This is a genomic window from Desulfosarcina sp. (assembly GCF_041551955.1).
GTDB lineage: Bacteria > Desulfobacterota > Desulfobacteria > Desulfobacterales > Desulfosarcinaceae > Desulfosarcina.
Genome location: NZ_JBFELV010000009.1, coordinates 15,606 through 29,197, shown reverse-complemented (window position 1 = coordinate 29,197; position 13,592 = coordinate 15,606). Strand labels below are relative to the sequence as shown.

Here is a 13,592-nt window from a genome sequence, read left to right as displayed (position 1 = left end):
GATCCAAAGAACCTGCCCTGCGGCGACCAGCGGCAAATGCGATCGCTTTCTCGGTTCAAGATGGGGTCCAGTAATTACAACAGATCTCTTTTGGGGTACCCCCGATTTAGGCGACAACGGTTCCAGGATGTCGAATCTCTTCAGGACCATGGGTGGCGCTCCGTTTCAGCAACGGGGTGATTGGCAGGTCGTCTACATACACGGTTACAAATATTCCTTTTCTTGTCAAGGGGTTGGTGGTTGTTTTCTGGTTTCTTTGATGCAAAAAAAGACAATGGGTCAGTCGGCCTGAAGGCAGGGACCCGAGGGATGAACAGCGCTTCTTCTTTTTCCGTATGTCCTGGTTTTTGTCTTTATCGATGAGAAATGATCCCTGCAATACTGCTGATAAGCGTATTTAGTACGTGATTACAATTATATAATTCTTTGCCAATTAAAAAAACAGTGATCCTGAGCGGGTGGTTTTCCATGCCGAGGTCGAGGTGGTCGGGACTATTCGGGAGGCAGGATTTTCAGCTGTTCGGCCAAGGTCCAGAAATACAATGTGATCGGCTTGGCATTTTCATCCAATCGGCTCAATTTTACCTTGGCGATGCTTTCGTCGACCGTAACCACTTCGACACGGACATCTCTCGGAGAAAGAAAGACTTTTTCGGAGTCCAACAGTTTCCGTGCGGCGGCGCGGTTCTGGCTGTCTATATAATTCCGGTATTGCTTCATCGACGATTGAAACGCCGATACAAACGAATAGGCGGGGATAACCGCCGCCTGACTGGCATAAGTCGGCATCGCGGCAAGGATCAGGGCGGCAATTACGAAAACGACGATTTTCACTGTCATTGACAACACTCCCATTTTCCGCAGTGGCCACTTCATGTGGGTAGGCGGAATTTTCAATCTGCTGGACGAATATATCGGCATTTTAGTTGGAATATTAAGCCACGAAACTATAAATGGTATATTGCCTGACGGATTTCAAGAGGAAAGGGAACGTTAATGCCTCTGCCCGGCAACAGGTAAACAGCGGCCTGGGACAGGAACTGCACTGGATCAAGATGTACCGTTCGGGAAACATTGGGATTTCGGTCTCCGCGCCCACCCGCCTGATGAAGCCTCTGGTAAAGCACCTTGAGGGCCTTAACCGGGATCACTTCTCCCTGTCGGCCTTTCCCATGCGCACCGTTTTGGACGGGATTTACAGGCGGCTGGAAGAATCTCGCGACGTCTCCCGCTACATGATCGGGCTCTTGGTTTTCCTGGGTCGTCTGGTTTCGTTTGGGTGGGGGTGGGGGACCATCTCTTCGGTCTGGCGCGTCATCGAAGGGATGGAGGTGGCCCGGCACGATTTCGCAGCGGTGTTCGCGAACCTGTAAAACGGTCTCCACATGTTCCTTGAGCGGCATGGGGACGGCCGTCAGCGCTTCTCTGTTTGGCCTCGGTGGGTCGCTGGTCTTAGGGTTGATCGATCTCCAGGCGGATCGAGATCAAGTTAACCTCTCGCCGACCGCATGCACCGGTCACTGCATCCTCATATTTACAGTGTTCAATTGAAGCGGTAGGTTTCATATCTAACGCCCCAATGGGCTTGTCCAAGTAGGCTTAATTTTGTTAACAACGATCCATTCGTGTGCAGAGGATTGTCTGACCATTGTAGAAAGGTGAGGTAGCCCATGGCTCAGCCCTGGCAAACTATCGATCGTGTTCCCACCGAAGCGGGCCTTCTTGAACTGCGAATGCGCGGGAATCGTGATTTTTTGATCACCCTGGGCGGCCAGGTGCTGATGAATAGCATGGCCAACCGATCCGAGGTGGCCCTTGGGCAACTCGCCTGCGGACACCTCAGGCATTCGATTCAGCCGTTTGTGCTCGTGGGGGGACTGGGTATGGGTTTTACGCTCAAAGCGGTTCTCGACACCTTGCCTGCAACGGCGCGTGTCGTGGTGGCCGAATTAAATCCGGTGGTGCTTGCCTGGTGTCGGGGGCCCCTAGCGCCGCTGACCGGCCATGCCGTGGCAGACGCACGCGTCGAGGTGGAAGTCTGCGATGTGGCCCAACTGATTCATCGCTATGCGAAAGCCGATGCGCCGCACAAATTGGATGCCGTCGTCCTGGACCTTTACACCGGTCCATACGTGCGCAGCCACAAGCAGGATGACCCGCTCTACGGAAGCACGGCCATCAACACGGCCCGGTCGGCCCTCAAAGCGGAGGGGGTTTTTGCCGTCTGGGGTGAAGACTACGACGCCGGATTTGCCAAGCGTCTGGCAGCTGGCGGATTCGTGTCGACCCACCACCGGTCCGGGCGAGGCGGTTCCGGGCATGTGATATATCTGGGAAGAAAGGGTGCCGGCACCGACAAGGCAACGCGTTAGGGCCCCCTGTTTTTTCATTCCCATCTAGCAACCTCTGGTTCGATATTCTGCTGGTTGCCCGTCGGACGGACGTCTTCGCCAAAATACCGTCGCACGGTGGCGCCGATCATTAAAAAACCGGATAGAGGCGCTCTACCGAAAGTGATATGCCAGAAGTTGCATAACGACCTTGTCGGTCTTAATATACTCTTGAGACCCTGCGGAGCAGGGGCTCAAGGGTAAATTGAATCCTATTCATCTACCCTCCTCCTTGGGCAAGCCTGGATCCGGGCTTGCCCTCTTTTTTTCATCCATCCAATTTTGCAGTGGCTCATTTGGGCAGTCTTTTCCGGCAGCCGGCAACCTGCGCCATGCCACGTTGATGGCGAAGGGGGGGGGCTTCAAGCGGTCGATCGCACATGATCCTACTCGAGGTGTTTCCCGCAACCGCCATCGATAAGGTCCATTACCCGGTCCAGTGGGAGGGCCTCGCCGACAAATCCATTGCGTCCGATGATGGTCTTGGCTTTGAACAGCGAGTTCAAGATGGCCTCTTCCGCTGCTTCGATGGCCGCCTGAAAAAGCGGCGAAACCAAATCGTTGGGCAGTTCTGGCATGCTAGCGAGGGCTCGGCGTCGTTCAGGTGTGCGGCGAACGCCATCCGCCACGGAAAAGGCGATGGCATAATCCCCGGAGCCGTTGGTGAATGATGCACCAGTGCGTGCCAGGCCGAAAAGGGCCCGTTGGGCCAAGCGTGACAGATTCCGGTCCGAAAGGGGGGCATCGGTAGCCAGAACGATCATGATCGATCCGTCAGCATCGCCGATGTCCAGAGCGTCTTTGAGATAATACCGGCCCAGTGACTGGCCCACCGGAAGGCCAAGGATCTGGAGGACCCCGCCGAAATTGGATTGCACCAGCACGCCGACTGAGAATCCTCCCTGGGTCTTCGGGATCAGGCGCGAGCTGGTTCCGATGCCTCCTTTCCAGCCGAAAGCCATGGTTCCGGTACCGGCACCCACGCTCCCCTCTTTGACTGGTCCACCGGTCGCATCGTCGATGGCCCGGCGAATCATACCGGGTGTCAGGGCACGACGCCGGATGTCGTTCAACCGGCCGTCATTGGTCTCGCCCACCACCGGATTGACGGTGGTTGCCGATTCATTTTCCGGAAGGGCCAAGACCCAGTCAAGAACGGCCTCGGCTGCCCGGGGCACGCTCAGGGTGTTGGTCAGCACGATAGGCGTCTCGATCTCACCCAGTTCGCGGATTTGGGTGCCGCCCGTCAATTTGCCGTACCCGTTGCCGACGGCGATGCCGGCGGGCACCCTGTTTTGATAGACATTGTCCGGATGCGGCAGGATTGCCGTTGCCCCGGTGCGGATATCGTTTTCTTCGATCACGGTGAGGTGCCCGACCATGACGGGATGAACGTCGGTGATGGCATTGAGCGGTCCCGTCGGCAGAATGCCCGGGGCAATGCCCAGATCCCTGGCTCGTTTTCTAACGATTTTCATCTTGTTTCGATTCATTTTTTTTTGTGTTTGATATTATTTGGCGGTCAAGTACAATCCGCATATGATCCCGCAGCGGCTGCCGGTATCCCGTGACCACGCCGCTTGCGCATCATACGCCGCACGCGGGGATCCAGGCAACCATCAATCTCGAGGTGTCCCATGAACATGCGCATCGTTGTCGCTCCCAACGCCTTTAAGGGCAGCATGAACGCCGTGCAGGCGGCTGAAGCGATGAAAAAGGGCATTATGGCTCTCATGCCCCCATGCGACGTCATTTGCGTCCCGGTGGCCGACGGGGGAGATGGGCTTACCGAGGTCATGCTTGCCGGATTGAGCGGCGTGCGGGTTGAAACGATGGTCTCCGGTCCGAGAATGGAACCGATTTCCGCACCCATTTGCATGGTACCCTCACGGAAGCTGGCCGTGGTGGAAATGGCCAAAGCCAGTGGGCTGGCCCTGTTGCCCAAGGCGCGTCACGACCCGACGCGCACCACCACCTACGGCACTGGTGAGCTGATTCGTGCGGCCATGGACAACGGCGCCACACGGATCATCGTCGGGATCGGCGGCAGCGCCACCTGTGACGGGGGGATCGGCATGGCGGCTGCCCTGGGGTACCGGTTTCTCGATGCAGGCGGCACACCGGTCGATCCGGTAGGCGGTTCCCTGGAAACGATTGCCTCCATCGACTGCCGGAACGTCGATCCACGGCTGGATGGCATATCCGTGTCGGTGGCCTGCGATGTGACCAACCCCTTGACCGGCGACCATGGCGCCTCAGTGGTCTACTCTCCCCAGAAAGGCGCCACGCCCGATCAGGTTGCCCGGCTGGACGCGGGGCTGGCCAACCTGGCGCGGGTCATCCGAAGAGATCTGGGTGCCGCTATTGCAGGCATGCCGGGAGCCGGTGCGGCTGGCGGCCTTGGCGGTGGACTGCATGCCTTTGTCGGTGCAGAACTGAAGCCGGGCATCGACCTGGTCATCGATGTGGTCAGGCTCAAGGAGGCCATTGCCGGGGCCGACCTCGTTTTGACCGCCGAGGGCCGAATCGATGGCCAGACCCGGTTCAACAAGGCCCCGGCAGGTGTGGCGCGAACGGCAAAGGCAGCCGGGGTGCCCTGTATCGCCATTGGCGGCGGGATCGGTGACGGCATTGAATCGCTGTATGATATCGGTATCGACGCCGTCTTTTCGATCTGCGGCGGTCCGCAATCGCTGGAAGCGGCCATGCGCAATGCGGAGGATCTGCTGGTTCGCCAAACCGCGCAGGTGGTCAGAACCTTTCTTGCCGGGCGATTGAGACGACCGGCGGTTCAGTAGTCGTAGAACAGCTGCTGTATCTCATCCAACCGGCGTCTTTTCAATAGCGCCAGCATCAGCAGGATTCGGGCCTTGGCCGGGTTGAGTTCATCCGAGGCGATAAAGCCCATGCGGTCGTCATCGATCTCCACGTTTCGCCCCACTTTTCCTGTGGGCACCCGTGAGCTGCGGACGATAATGACGCCCTTTTGCGCCGCCAGGGCCGCTCTTTGGATGGTTGCCATATTCATGTTGCCGTTTCCGTCGCCGGCCACCACAATCCCCTTGGCACCTTTTTCCATGGAACCGTCAATGAGGTCGGCCGGCATGTCCGCGCAGGCATAGATGATATCCACGCGAGGCAGGGAGGTGACCCCTTTTACGGAGAATTGGCTTTTATGGGTGTGCCTGCGAAACGGCCGGCGGAAATATTCGGATTTTCCATAATTCACCGTACCGATGAGGCCATTGATCGGCGAAAGGAAGGTCTCCACCGAGGTGGTGTTGGTTTTGGTCAGCGAGTGGGCGCCATGGATCCGGTCATTCATCACCACGAGCGCGCCGCGCCCGGCGGCCTCTGGATCGGCGGCGACGGCCACGGCGTTGTAAAGGTTGAGCGGCCCGTCGGCACTGATGGCGGTCGTAGGTCGCATGGCCCCTGTCAGAACCACCGGCTTTTTGCTCTTGACGGTCAGGTTCAGAAAGTGGGCCGTCTCTTCCATGGTGTCCGTGCCGTGGGTGACGACCACGCCGTCGACCCCATCGGTGCTCAACACGGCGTTGATCCGGTTGGCCAGGTCGATCATGATCGAAAAGGTGATATCCTGGGATCCCACATTGGCGACCTGTTCGCCGTGGACACGGGCGATCTCGGCCAGACCGGGTACCGCGCCGATCATGGCCTCAACGGACACCCGACCGGACACGTAGCCTGGCTGGGTTGCGGATGCGGCCGAACCGGCAATGGTTCCGCCCGTGGCGAGAATCATCACCTGGGGAAGTGGGGCCGGTTGGTGCTGGTTACGTTTGGTTTGCATGGATGGGCCCTGTCGGAGCGTTGTTGGATCACCGCTACTCAACAACCGCTTCAGTGATTGGGTTTCGTTTTCGGGGATATTTATGCGCCAGTGACCTGTTGGGATGCAAAGCAAAAAGGATCTTTTTCCTTAAAAATGTCCAAGCCAAGGCTGAAGCCGATGGCCAGACAGCCGCGGCAGACTGGGTTCAGGCGGCAACTGCGGCAGGCCCGGCTGCCTGTCCGATAGCGCTCGGCCAGACGGCTGCGATAGATGTCGTGAAGATTATTTTTGGTGACGTTTCCGATCAGCGAGGGAAACTTCCTGCAGGCGTGAACCTCCCCGTCGGGCAGCAGCGCCAGGAAGTTGAACGCCGCACCGCAGCCATGGCCAGTGCATCCACCGAACAGCGCCTCGTTTTTTTCGTGACGAATGATGTTGATCAGGTTGTCCTTGAGCCCCATTTTGGGGTTTTGGGCCGCCGCCGCATCGTACTCCCTTAAAAAGGTTTCGAACGCTGCTTTCTCCGGCATCAGCAGTTTTGCCCCTTTCCCAACGGTGGAAAGACGGTTGAAGGTGAAGGCATCGGTCCGGTCCTGCAGCAACTTTGCCAGGGGAAGCACCTGGGCCAGATTGTCGCGGGTCAGGGTAAGCATCACCATGCTGAAGATCTCGAAGTCGCGCAATCCCTCCAGAAAAGCCAGGGAACGGGCGAAGTGCCCCTTGCCGCGGATCGCGTCGTTGTGCGCCTCCAATCCCTCGAGGCTGATTTGGAAATAAAGGGGCCGGTCGATTTCCAGCAGTCCTCGAATCCGGTCGAGAGGGGTGGGGTTACCTAAAATGGCGATACCGAAGCCATATTGTGAGGCGGCCCGGTAAACATCGTCAAAGTGCGGGTAGAGCAACGGGTTCCCGCCGGTAAAGGTCACCTGTCCCCGAACATGCATCCGGCGGCAAAAGTCGTAGAAATCGTCCAGGATGTCCATGGCCGCTGCCAATGCCAGGGGGGCACGGTCACTTCGATCGTAGCAATGCAGGCAATCAAGGTCGCAGGCCTGGGTGACATGCCATTGGAGGGTGAAGATCTCGGCGGAAAGAAACGGCGCCAGGGATGGGTCAATTTTTTCCGCGGCCGCCGTTGTTCTGCGGAGGCGGGAGTCTGGAGAGAGGAGAAAACCCTGGCCTATGGCCCGGTCGATGGCGGTCTGGATGTCACCCGGGGTCACCTTGCCCAGGCTTGCCGCTGCTTTGGGCTCGATCTGCTCCACGATGAGTTTCAGCGCCAGCAGGTCGATGTCTTTGGCTTCTCGATAGTGCAACTCCCTGGATTCAGGATGCCGCCAGACGATTACATGGGCCGGTTGGTTCAGCGGTGATTCGCCAGTGGCGTTCGACCGGACGAATGCCGCCAAATTCTTCCAGTTGAGGGGAACTATCGTGAGAGTGGGATTGACAGTGACGGTCTGAATGCGCCGATTCGGGTCATCGACGGCTGGCTTTTCGTTCAGGATCCATTCCAGACGGGCCAGTTCGGCGATATAGCCGGGTAAATCCATGGGTTCGATCAGGGAAGCGAGCCTGTCGGGAAAGGATGGGGCTGTCAAATCCTCATCCATTGCCGCCAGCACCCTGCCCCAGGTTTTGCTGCCAAGGGCGCGACGGCAAGTGGAGAAGATTTGTTCGATGGCATCAAGAGGGGATAGATCCACTACATCTTATATCAAATCAAAAGGGTTAAATGATGATCTCGGCCTGTTCGAATCGGTCACGCAACCTGCGTGATCTAAATCAACTTCAGCCACTTTTGGCGGGTTTTTTTTCACTGTCGGTGCCACCGGCACCGGAAGAGCTGCCACTTCAACCGCTTGCGGAGCCACCGGCTCCGGCCTTGTCGCCGCTTCAGGCGCTTTTACCGGCTGCGCAGCTGCTCAGGGTGAAGGTGGACCCTGCAATCAGACCGGCGACACAAAAGCCGGCCAGGATCTTTTTCAGGTCGTCTACATCCATGGTTTCCTCCTGCGAGGTTAAAGGTGATATCTCCATTTCCCCTGGGGCGGGAACGCGGCAGACTGGTTTAAGCGATGAGACGCGGTACCCGTATCGAAATGCCCGATGGAATCAAATGAGGTAATTAATAAAAACTATCAGATGGGGTTTTGGATGTCAATCTTGCCTTTGACAAGATTCATTGCCATCTGCTATGGATTATTGGAAAAAACAGCTCCGCCGGGGAATCGTATCGATTTTCATTCTGATCCGGCGTCGCTGGGTTACCCTTTTTCGACAGGCAACGGCCGGAAAGGCGCATTTTGCCCATATCCGGTCATTCGGTACGATACCTTTAGAAATACAGAGGACGCGACAACCCATGGGGGTACCGCTGATCGAAGAATTGTTGACCGGCGACAGCAATGAAATCCGGGAGATCGCCAAAAACGAGGCGGTATTGGTCGGATTCCTGACCTTGGCCAAAAACGTCGATGATCTGCCGGATATGAGCACCCGCTTCTATGAGAAGTCGCGCAGCCTGTATCAGGTGACCTCGATCGATCGTCCCATTGATGAACTGGTGGAGGTCCTTTCCACCTTTTTCGGCAAGCCGGCCAAAGTCCCCGGCAAAAGCCTTCCCGTCTCCCTGCGCTTCGATCCCACGGTGAAATATCTGGGGGGCATCCGCAAGGATCAGGCCCTTTTCCTCAAAAAACTGAAAACCGGCGCCTTTTATGGCGCCTTGTGGCCCTGGCAGCAGGACCCGGGTAAAATCGAAGTCCTCTTGGGGTTCTGTTCGCCCAGCATGAGCGACCAGGACTATAAACAGCTGGGAACCCTGGTTAAAAAGTTTTTAAGCAAGAAAAAAATTGAAACCATTACCGACGTGGGCGGGCAGATTCACGGTATCAGCCTTCCTTCGTTTCTTCAGATGTCTGAAATGGAGGGTGCTACCTACGCGCTCAAAGTGACCAGCGGTAACCGCACCGGTCATCTCTATATTGATGGCGGCAGCCTTATCGCCGCGCAGGTTGAGGATCTGGCCGGCAACGAAGCCGCCTACCGGATCATCAGCTGGGACAACGCCGCCATTCAGATTGAAGCGGCCGATCCTGACCGGGTCAGGGAGATCCACGACCCGCTCATGAGCGTGATGATGGAGAGCCTGAAGATCAAGGACGAGGCCGGGGATCAGCCGCCGCCATCACCGCCTGATCGCCAGTCCCCGGCCCCACCGTCCAGGCCGAAAAAAGCCCCGCCGGCGGATCAGCCGACAGTGAAAAAAGAAACCCGACCGGAAAAAAAGCCCCCTGATAAGGCGCCGGCGTCGGTTCAGGAAAAGCCCTCCGAAACGCTGGCAGCCCCGCAAACGACGCCGCCCCCTGTGGAGTATATAGAACTATCGGAATTATCGGAATCGCCGAAGCCGAAGGTGAGCGTGCCCTTTGAAAAAAGTACCGATCATTCCGTGGGCAAGCAGGATCAGATGGGAAGGACCCACAAACTGCTGATCGTTTTGGGGGTGGTGATTATTTTTGCCCTCGTCGTGACGATCGGTGGGTGGCTGCTCAAAAATAGACAGATCAACCGCCGCTACGATCAATTGATTGAAGACCTTGCGGTCACCAAAGCACTTGATGCCCAGATCGTCATGCTGATGCAATACATCAAAGCGCACCCCGAGGATGCCCACCGGTCTGAACTGGAGGCCCGCCTAAACGATGCCAATGCCGAAATCGAAAAGCGGGACTATGAAAAAACCATCCTGGATGTAAATGCTCTGGCAATTGACGAGAATTACGAGAAGAAAGCGCTTTCCCTGTATACCGCCTTTCTAAAAAAATTCCCCCAAAGCCCTTATGCCAAGCAGATCAATGAAGCCATTGGCGGTATCCGGAATCTGCTGGGGACCGCCTATTTCGAAGATCTCAAAAAGGTCACCACCACCGATTTCTTTGAGCGCCACGCCGTCTATCGTGAATATTTAGAGCAGTTTCCGGAAGGTTCGGAACGAAAGGCCGTGGAACGGATGATCACCGATCTGGCTCAAGAATACTACAGGGTCATCGAGAAGCAGACCGCCACTTGCGATACGCAGGATAAGTGGGACGACTGCATCGCCCAATGCGACCACTTTCTATCGACTTTCACCAACGGGATCTGGGTGGAAAAGGTCAGGACGCTGCGCACCATGCTTCAAGATAAAAAGGAGGTCAAGGAACTGGCAGCGAAGTCGGCCCTGGTGGCTGATGACTATGCCAAGGCCAGGAAGATCTATCTCGACTATCTCGAAAAAAGACCGGACACCACTCAAAAAGAGACCATCGCTGAGCGCATCGATGCATTGAATACCGCCCTTGCCACGCAGAAGGCCTGGGAAAAAACGGCGGCGTATGCCACTGACCCGGCCAATGACATTGTCAGCCGGATTCAGCGCTTGGACATGTATGTGGAGAACCATGCGTCAGGACCCTATGCCGCGCTCGCCAGAAACTTGAGGGAGCAACTCGACCCGGAACTTCGGGACGCCATTCGTGCCCAGCAAGCAGAAGCGAAGCGACGCCAGGTGTTGGCCCGGCAGCAGGCCGAGCAGGCCCGACGGGCCAACGCGGCCCGGCGGATTCAGCGGCTCAGGGATCAGGTGGCCGGTCAACTGCGTCCCCTGGCCAGCCGATTTGTCGACAACCGGGACGGTACGGTTACCGACACGGTCACCGGGCTCACCTGGTGCCTGCTGGATTCTCACTTGGATCTCGAAACCTGCATCTCCTATGAAACGGCCAAAGCTTACGTTCGGGAATTGACCACCGGCGGCCACGCGGACTGGCGTCTTCCCACTGCCGGCGAACTGGCATCGCTGTATAAAAACCGTCCATTTTTCCCGGATAGCGGCGCCGCATGGTACTGGACGTCTGAAACCTTTGTCAGGGGATATCACCGGGTGGTGGATGTGGTTACATCGCAGCCGGAGACCGTGTTCGACAGGACTTCGAAAACCGAGGAAAGTTGCGGCGCCGTCCGTGCCGTACGAAGATAAACGGATCCACTTGCCGATCAGATCGAACGGCCTGCTGCCGGAGTGGCAGAGGCGGACGTCCGGACCGGTGCAGGTGGCAGGCAATTATTCATTGAAAAAAATTCCATTTGGGTTTATATCTGCTTCGTTTTTCAATGACCAGAGTACAAGCCAAGAATTGAAGAGGGGGAAGCGTATGCGTAGCCAATCGTATGGGGTGGCGTTTGTGGGGGTGATGTTGCTTATCGGTATCGTTGCCTGTGTCTCGTTGGGGGTCGCCGTTGCCGGAGATGAAGAGATGTGTGTTCCCCTGGGGATCATCACCCTGGAGCCGCCTGATTCGGTGGAGGACAAGCGAGCCGCCGTGGAGTTCCAGCATGGTCGCCATTTGATTCTTGCCTGCAACAACTGCCACCACACCTGGAAAGGTGCTGAACCCATCGTTGGCTGCATGACTTCCGGGTGCCACGATTTCGATACGCTGCCCAGAAAAGAAGGGTCCAAGGCCATCGACAAGGATCAGGCGTTTCGATACTACAAAAACGCCTACCACAATCAATGCATCGGCTGCCACAAGACCATGAAGAAGGAAATCGAGCAGATGGCCAAGAGCATGGCGCCTATCGATGGGAAACTGCCTGCCACCGGTCCTGTCGGCTGCGTCGGTTGTCATCCGAAGGAATAAGGCCTCAATGCCTGGCTGAGCCCGCCGGTTAACAAGAATCCCCCTGTCCGATGATGGGGGGATTTTTTTAACCCATTACCATATAATAGATCAGCGGCAGGAAAATGGCTGGGAGCATATTGCCGACCTTTATGTGGGTCAGCCGGAGCATGTTGATACCGATGGCGGCAATCAGCAACCCGCCCACTCCGGACATCTGGGCGATCACACCCGCAGTCAGATATGGCTTGAGCATGGATGCCCCCAGGGTGATGGCACCCTGATAGAACAGCACCGGCGCGGCGGAGAAGATCACCCCGCTGCCAAAGGTGGAGGCGAAGATGACCGAGGTGATACCGTCGAGCAGCGACTTGGCGAACAGGGTATCATGGTTGCCCGCCAACCCGCTTTCCAGTGATCCCACGATGGCCATGGACCCCACGCAGAAAACCAGGCTTGCCGTTACCAACCCCTTTGAAAAACCGCCATTCGCCGATCGGCTGAGATGCTTTTCGGCATAGGCCCCGAGTGCTTCGATATGGTCTTCGATCTTAATGGCTTCTCCCAACAGGCTTCCGACGACCATGCAGACGATGACACCGAGAAGATCTGCTGCATTCAGTGCCGCCCGGACGCCGATGAGAATGACGGACAGGCTGATGGCCTGCATAATGGTCGTTTTATAGTTGTCTTTGATGCCTTTTTTTAAGAGCAGGCCAACCATGCCGCCTGCCGTTATCGCCGCTGCATTCACTAAGGTGCCGATCATGGCGTGCTCGCTTGCTTTCTTGGGGTTGAGCGGTCTATCCGCCCGAAAGCATACAAGCCGGCAACAGGTGCCGGCTTGTATGACCACGAATGGATTGGAAGGACACTAAACAGGATTTCGGATTCCCCGTTCGAACAGTTCGAAGGCTGTGGCCAGAGTGGATTTAAGGTAATCTTTGTCCGCGCTGATAATTTTCTTGCTGGCTTCCCACAGCACAACGCCTGAGAACATGGACCAGAAAATGTCGGCCAGGGCCACAGGATGACGTTCGATATAGATGCCTTTTTTCATCCCTTCTTCAAAAATCTTGGCGATGGCCCCGATGGATTTCTGGGACAGGTGCTTGATCTCCTCCAGCAGCGATTCGGACAGGTTTTTCAAGGTCTCGCTGGATTGAAGGTGAAACATATTGATGATGATCAGTGGGTCGAAATCATAGACGTCGTACATGGCTTCCATGAGCGCGCTGAGCTTCTGTTCCGGGGACAGGGCAGCGTCCTTGTTGACGTGCGTGACCCGAATGTGGAGGTATTGGAGAATTCGCAGGGACAGCGAGGCGTAAAGCTCTTCTTTGTTCTTAAAATAGAGATAGAGGGTGCCCGGGCTCAACTCAGCCTCTTTGGCAATATCTTCCATGGTCGCCTTGTTGAATCCATTTTCTGAAAACACCCGCTTTGCTGCAACGATAATTTGTTGCCGCCGCCGTTCTTTTTCTCTTTCTTTTCGTTCCTGAATGCCCATGATGCAATTGCTTCCTGAATGTGATTTATTTAGAAAACGTCTCTATAGGGAATAATGTCGAGAGGGTCAAGGGAAAACTCCCGAATTTTCTCGAAACCCTTTTGCGTTCAGACTAGCAGCGATGGGCTGCCCCAACAACAAAATAAAAAAAATTAAGTCTAAATCGAAATAAGTCAAGCGGTTCAAAGGGTCGGACGCCGGGTGGATTCAGTGGATTTAACGCTTAGGCG

Annotated in this window: 13 protein-coding genes; 6 read left to right on the top strand and 7 right to left on the bottom strand. The window is 56.3% G+C overall.

Translation table 11 applies throughout. The features are described 5' to 3' along the window. Positions 1-292 (top strand): hypothetical protein (locus tag ABYV26_RS01655; RefSeq protein ID WP_372677552.1); only part of this gene is annotated, 292 nt, incomplete at its 5' end. Between the two features lie 200 nt (positions 293-492). Here ABYV26_RS01655 and ABYV26_RS01650 read toward each other — a convergent pair. After that, a complete protein-coding gene (locus ABYV26_RS01650; RefSeq protein WP_372677550.1) occupies positions 493-840 on the bottom strand; it encodes a hypothetical protein in 348 nt (115 codons plus the stop codon). Between the two features lie 113 nt (positions 841-953). Here ABYV26_RS01650 and ABYV26_RS01645 point away from each other — a divergent pair, with 113 nt between their 5' ends. Then, positions 954-1,373 carry a hypothetical protein gene (locus tag ABYV26_RS01645; protein ID WP_372677549.1) on the top strand — a complete coding sequence of 140 codons (420 nt, stop codon included), beginning with the start codon at positions 954-956 and terminating at the stop codon, positions 1,371-1,373. A gap of 297 nt (positions 1,374-1,670) precedes the next feature. Further along, positions 1,671-2,372 carry a spermidine synthase gene (locus ABYV26_RS01640; RefSeq protein WP_372677547.1) on the top strand — a complete coding sequence of 234 codons (702 nt, stop codon included), beginning with the start codon at positions 1,671-1,673 and terminating at the stop codon, positions 2,370-2,372. 404 nt (positions 2,373-2,776) lie between these two features. Here the strand turns inward: ABYV26_RS01640 and ABYV26_RS01635 are convergent, their stop codons facing one another. Continuing rightward, positions 2,777-3,868 carry a P1 family peptidase gene (locus ABYV26_RS01635; protein WP_372677546.1) on the bottom strand — a complete coding sequence of 364 codons (1,092 nt, stop codon included), beginning with the start codon at positions 3,866-3,868 and terminating at the stop codon, positions 2,777-2,779. 159 nt (positions 3,869-4,027) lie between these two features. Here ABYV26_RS01635 and ABYV26_RS01630 point away from each other — a divergent pair, with 159 nt between their 5' ends. Continuing rightward, positions 4,028-5,188, top strand: a complete 1,161-nt coding sequence (locus ABYV26_RS01630) for a glycerate kinase (protein ID WP_372677544.1) — start codon at positions 4,028-4,030, stop codon at positions 5,186-5,188. Here the strand turns inward: ABYV26_RS01630 and ABYV26_RS01625 are convergent. The 3 genes from ABYV26_RS01625 to sbtA all read right to left on the bottom strand — a co-directional run bounded on the left by ABYV26_RS01625 (position 5,182) and on the right by sbtA (position 8,190). Then, a complete protein-coding gene (locus ABYV26_RS01625) occupies positions 5,182-6,204 on the bottom strand; it encodes a type II asparaginase (RefSeq protein WP_372677542.1) in 1,023 nt (340 codons plus the stop codon). The genes ABYV26_RS01630 and ABYV26_RS01625 overlap by 7 nt on opposite strands. 80 nt (positions 6,205-6,284) lie before the next feature. Further along, the gene (sbtM, locus tag ABYV26_RS01620; protein WP_372677540.1) at positions 6,285-7,892 is read right to left on the bottom strand and encodes a thio(seleno)oxazole modification radical SAM maturase SbtM; all 1,608 of its coding nucleotides are present in this window, start codon (positions 7,890-7,892) and stop codon (positions 6,285-6,287) included. Between the two features lie 85 nt (positions 7,893-7,977). Continuing rightward, the gene (gene sbtA / locus ABYV26_RS01615) at positions 7,978-8,190 is read right to left on the bottom strand and encodes an SbtA family thio(seleno)oxazole RiPP natural product precursor (RefSeq protein WP_372677538.1); all 213 of its coding nucleotides are present in this window, start codon (positions 8,188-8,190) and stop codon (positions 7,978-7,980) included. A 361-nt stretch (positions 8,191-8,551) separates the two neighbouring features. On the opposite strand from sbtA, the gene ABYV26_RS01610 reads away from it, so the two are divergent. Then, on the top strand, positions 8,552-11,209 hold the full coding sequence (locus tag ABYV26_RS01610; RefSeq protein WP_372677536.1) for a DUF1566 domain-containing protein: 2,658 nt from the start codon (positions 8,552-8,554) through the stop codon (positions 11,207-11,209). A 175-nt stretch (positions 11,210-11,384) separates the two neighbouring features. After that, complete coding sequence (locus tag ABYV26_RS01605) at positions 11,385-11,873, top strand: cytochrome c3 family protein (protein WP_372677535.1); 489 nt, start codon at positions 11,385-11,387, stop codon at positions 11,871-11,873. Between the two features lie 67 nt (positions 11,874-11,940). On the opposite strand, the gene ABYV26_RS01600 is transcribed toward ABYV26_RS01605, so the two are convergent. Both ABYV26_RS01600 and ABYV26_RS01595 read right to left on the bottom strand, forming a co-directional pair. Then, positions 11,941-12,621, bottom strand: coding sequence for a DUF554 domain-containing protein (locus ABYV26_RS01600; RefSeq protein WP_372677533.1), 681 nt, complete (start codon positions 12,619-12,621; stop codon positions 11,941-11,943). Positions 12,622-12,726: 105 nt separating this feature from the next. After that, on the bottom strand, positions 12,727-13,362 hold the full coding sequence (locus tag ABYV26_RS01595) for a TetR/AcrR family transcriptional regulator (RefSeq protein ID WP_372677531.1): 636 nt from the start codon (positions 13,360-13,362) through the stop codon (positions 12,727-12,729). Between the last annotated feature and the right edge of the window lie 230 nt (positions 13,363-13,592).

Coding starts and splice junctions, on each gene's coding strand:
- ABYV26_RS01650 (WP_372677550.1), bottom strand. CDS start 840: ATGACAGTGAAAATCGTCGTTTTCGTAATTGCCGCCCTGATCCTTGCC.
- ABYV26_RS01645 (WP_372677549.1), top strand. CDS start 954: ATGGTATATTGCCTGACGGATTTCAAGAGGAAAGGGAACGTTAATGCC.
- ABYV26_RS01640 (WP_372677547.1), top strand. CDS start 1,671: ATGGCTCAGCCCTGGCAAACTATCGATCGTGTTCCCACCGAAGCGGGC.
- ABYV26_RS01635 (WP_372677546.1), bottom strand. CDS start 3,868: ATGAAAATCGTTAGAAAACGAGCCAGGGATCTGGGCATTGCCCCGGGC.
- ABYV26_RS01630 (WP_372677544.1), top strand. CDS start 4,028: ATGAACATGCGCATCGTTGTCGCTCCCAACGCCTTTAAGGGCAGCATG.
- ABYV26_RS01625 (WP_372677542.1), bottom strand. CDS start 6,204: ATGCAAACCAAACGTAACCAGCACCAACCGGCCCCACTTCCCCAGGTG.
- ABYV26_RS01610 (WP_372677536.1), top strand. CDS start 8,552: ATGGGGGTACCGCTGATCGAAGAATTGTTGACCGGCGACAGCAATGAA.
- ABYV26_RS01605 (WP_372677535.1), top strand. CDS start 11,385: ATGCGTAGCCAATCGTATGGGGTGGCGTTTGTGGGGGTGATGTTGCTT.
- ABYV26_RS01600 (WP_372677533.1), bottom strand. CDS start 12,621: ATGATCGGCACCTTAGTGAATGCAGCGGCGATAACGGCAGGCGGCATG.
- ABYV26_RS01595 (WP_372677531.1), bottom strand. CDS start 13,362: ATGGGCATTCAGGAACGAAAAGAAAGAGAAAAAGAACGGCGGCGGCAA.